Source organism: Alteromonas sp. 5E99-2, from assembly GCF_017368475.1.
Lineage (GTDB): Bacteria > Pseudomonadota > Gammaproteobacteria > Enterobacterales > Alteromonadaceae > Alteromonas_F.
In genome coordinates, this window is the sequence record NZ_JAFNJE010000026.1 from 1 (window position 1) to 3,317 (window position 3,317).

Sequence of the window (3,317 nt, forward strand, 5' to 3'; positions counted from 1 at the left end):
TCACCTAAAGCCTTGATGAATAAGCAAACCATTGCTGAGTTAGCCACTGTGATTAAAACAGAGCACAGTGGTAAAGAAGCTATTTTATTGAGCATTTGGCGTGAGTTACTTAAAAAAGACAAGATTTCAGTACACGATAACTTCTTTGAATTGGGTGGAGACTCGATACTGGCGTTACAGGTAGTTGCTCGAGCACGTAAGCAAGGTGTGAAGTTTTCTCCGAAAGCGTTAATGGATAAACAAACGATCAGCGAGCTTGCTAGGGTAAGTACAGAAAAAGCAGCGAAGACGTCACTGGCTACAACGGCTTTAACGACTGAGCCTTTTGCGTTGTTGCCAACACAAGCTTGGTTTTTTGAACAAGAGTTTGAGCGAGCGGAGCATTGGAATCAGTCGGTTATGCTGGATGTGCCGGCAGGCACAAATAAGAGCGATGTTGAACAAGCGATTGCCGGGCTATGTGAACGTCACCCAGCATTAAACATGGCATTTGCTTTACATGATACACAATGGCAACAACGTTATGTCGAAGTAACGAATAAAGATGCTAATAATATTGCACCGTTCTTTTGTGTTGATGTTTCAACATTTGCCGATGTTAACCAAGCGATTGAATTAGCTGCCAATGACGCACAGGCGAGTGTGAGTTTCGAAAAACCATTTAAAGCGGTGTGGTTTGAGGCAGGAAATGGCGTTGCTCACTTGTTATTAATTGCTCATCACTTAGTGGTTGATGGTGTTTCTTGGCGTATTATTTTAGATGATTTACAAACATCGTATGTCAATATTGCAAAAAGTGCCCAGTCATCACGTACGAATATGTCACCAGCCATACCTGATGCAGGGTTTAAAGTGTGGGTTGATACATTATTAGCGGCATCAACCAATAGCACCTTCTCTGCAGAGCTTGATTATTGGTTAACCGTAACGGGTAAAAACCAGCAAAGGTTACCGGGTAATGCACAAGGTGATAATACGCTTGCCAGTAGAAAACGGGTTTCGCTAGAGCTTGATGCTGACATTACTGAGCAGTTACTTTCATCGGCTCCACAAGCATACCGCACACAGATTAATGATGTGTTGCTGGCAGCATTAACGCCAGCTTTATGTGCTTTTAGTGGCTATGACGAGGCGCTGGTTGAGTTGGAAGGGCATGGCCGAGAAACACTGAATGAGGCTTTGGATATTAGTCAAACAGTGGGCTGGTTTACCAGCTTGTACCCTGTACGTTTAACGAATCATGATAACCTTGCCGATTTATTAAAAGGTGTAAAAGAAACGCTCAGACAAGTGCCTAATAATGGCTTAGGTTATGGTGTTTTACGGTATTTGACGGATGAAGGTCAAGTGCTAGCGGATAACGCTTACCCACAGGTCACCTTTAACTACTTGGGGCAATTCGACCAAAGTGTTAATCAAGACAATAGCTGGCAGGTATCGAAAGCGCCCAAAGGGCATGAACGTTCATTATTGAGTAAGCGCCGTACATGGTTAGATTTTAATTTAATGATGTATCAAGGGCAGTTGCGCATTAGTGTGAATTATAGCCATGAAATACACGATGAAGCACAAATAACTCAATTATTAACGGACTATGTAGAGACATTAACGGCATTGATCACGCACTGTACCAGTGGTGAAGTTGGTGTAACACCATCAGATTTTCCATTAGCGGCGTTGAATCAAACATCCCTTGATAGTTTAACGTTACCCGTAGCCAATGTTGCAGATTTATACCCATTATCACCGATGCAATCGGGGATGTATTTTCATAGTTTGTATGACGATAGTAGTATTAGTTATGTGAATCAATTGAAGCTGAATATAGAAGGGCTTGATATTGAGCGTTTTAAAGCTGCGTGGCAGTTTGTTTTAGACAAGCATGATATTTTACGTACAGGCTTTATCACTCAAGCGGCACATTCACTGCAATGGGTGGCTAAGCACGTTGCGCTTCCTTGTATTGAGCAAGATGTTCGAGGGCAACAAGGAATTGATTCAATACTTGAGTCGCTTGCCGCGGCGCAATTATCGGAGGGGTTTGATTTAACTCAGCCGCCGTTAATGAAAATTGCATTAGTTAGAGTGAGTGATTCATCGTGGCACTTTATTTGGACAAGGCACCATATTTTACTTGATGGTTGGAGTACTTCGTTATTATTAGGTGATGTTATGCGTCACTATACGGGTAAGCCATCAATATCATCCGCGAGCCGCTATCGTGATTATATCCATTGGTTATCATTACGTGATGTACAGGAAACACAAGCATTCTGGACAGGGCAATTAAGTACATTGTCATCGCCCACATTTTTAGCTGGGTGTTTTGCCAAACACTCAACAGTTTCGGTAGACGAAGCCGTAGGGTATGGCAGTGAAAAGCTGATACTGGATGTTGAGCAAACGCAACAGCTAACCCATTTTGCTCAGCGTAACCGCATCACCATGAATACCTTAATTCAAGGTGTTTGGTCATTATTATTAAGCCGTTATAGTGGTCAACAAACCATTGCTTTTGGTGCGACGGTAGCGGGTCGACCTAGTGATATTGCCGGTATTGATACCTTAATAGGCTTGTTTATTAACACGCTACCAGTGGTTACACGAGTGAGTGCTGAGCAAGGTATTGGCGATTGGCTACGTCAGTTGCAAGAGCAAAATTTATCAGCACGAGAGCATGAATATACGTCATTAACGGATATTCATCGTTGGTCTGAGCACGGGGCGCAAGGGGTATTTGATAGTATTGTTGTTTTTGAAAACTACCCTGTGGACGATGCATTGCAGTCTTCAACACCTGTGGGCGTTGCCTTTAGTGCGTTGAAAAATTATGAAGAAACGAACTACCCATTAACCTTAGTTGTTGGTGCCAGGGATACAGTCGTTATCGACTTTAAATACCAAACTGGGGTATTTGACAATCAACATATTCAAGTTATCAGTCAACACTTTAATCAGGTAGTTAAGCAGCTGATTGATGCTAAAAATGACTGCATTGGCGACATAGCGTTACTGTCAAAAGCTGAAACCGAAGCACTGCTCGCCATAGGCAGTAATGAGATAAGTTATGAACAAGACACACTTGTTCATGAGTTGATTGAGCAGCAAGCACTTAGCACACCGAATGGAATAGCCCTTGTATTTGAAGATGAGACGTTAACGTATCAGGCGTTAAATGCACGAGCAAATCAATTAGCGCATTACTTAATAGCACAAGGGGTTCAGCCAGAAGATACAGTGGGTATAGCGGTTGAGCGCTCAGTTGAAATGGTGGTTGGTTTGCTGGCTATTTTAAAAGTGGGCGGGGCGTATGTGCC

General features: G+C 42.7%; 1 protein-coding gene. It reads left to right on the forward strand.

All coding sequences use genetic code 11. The features are described from left to right. Positions 1–15: 15 nt before the first annotated feature. Positions 16–3,317 (forward strand): condensation domain-containing protein (locus J3L16_RS15585; RefSeq protein ID WP_207613989.1); only part of this gene is annotated, 3,302 nt, incomplete at its 3' end.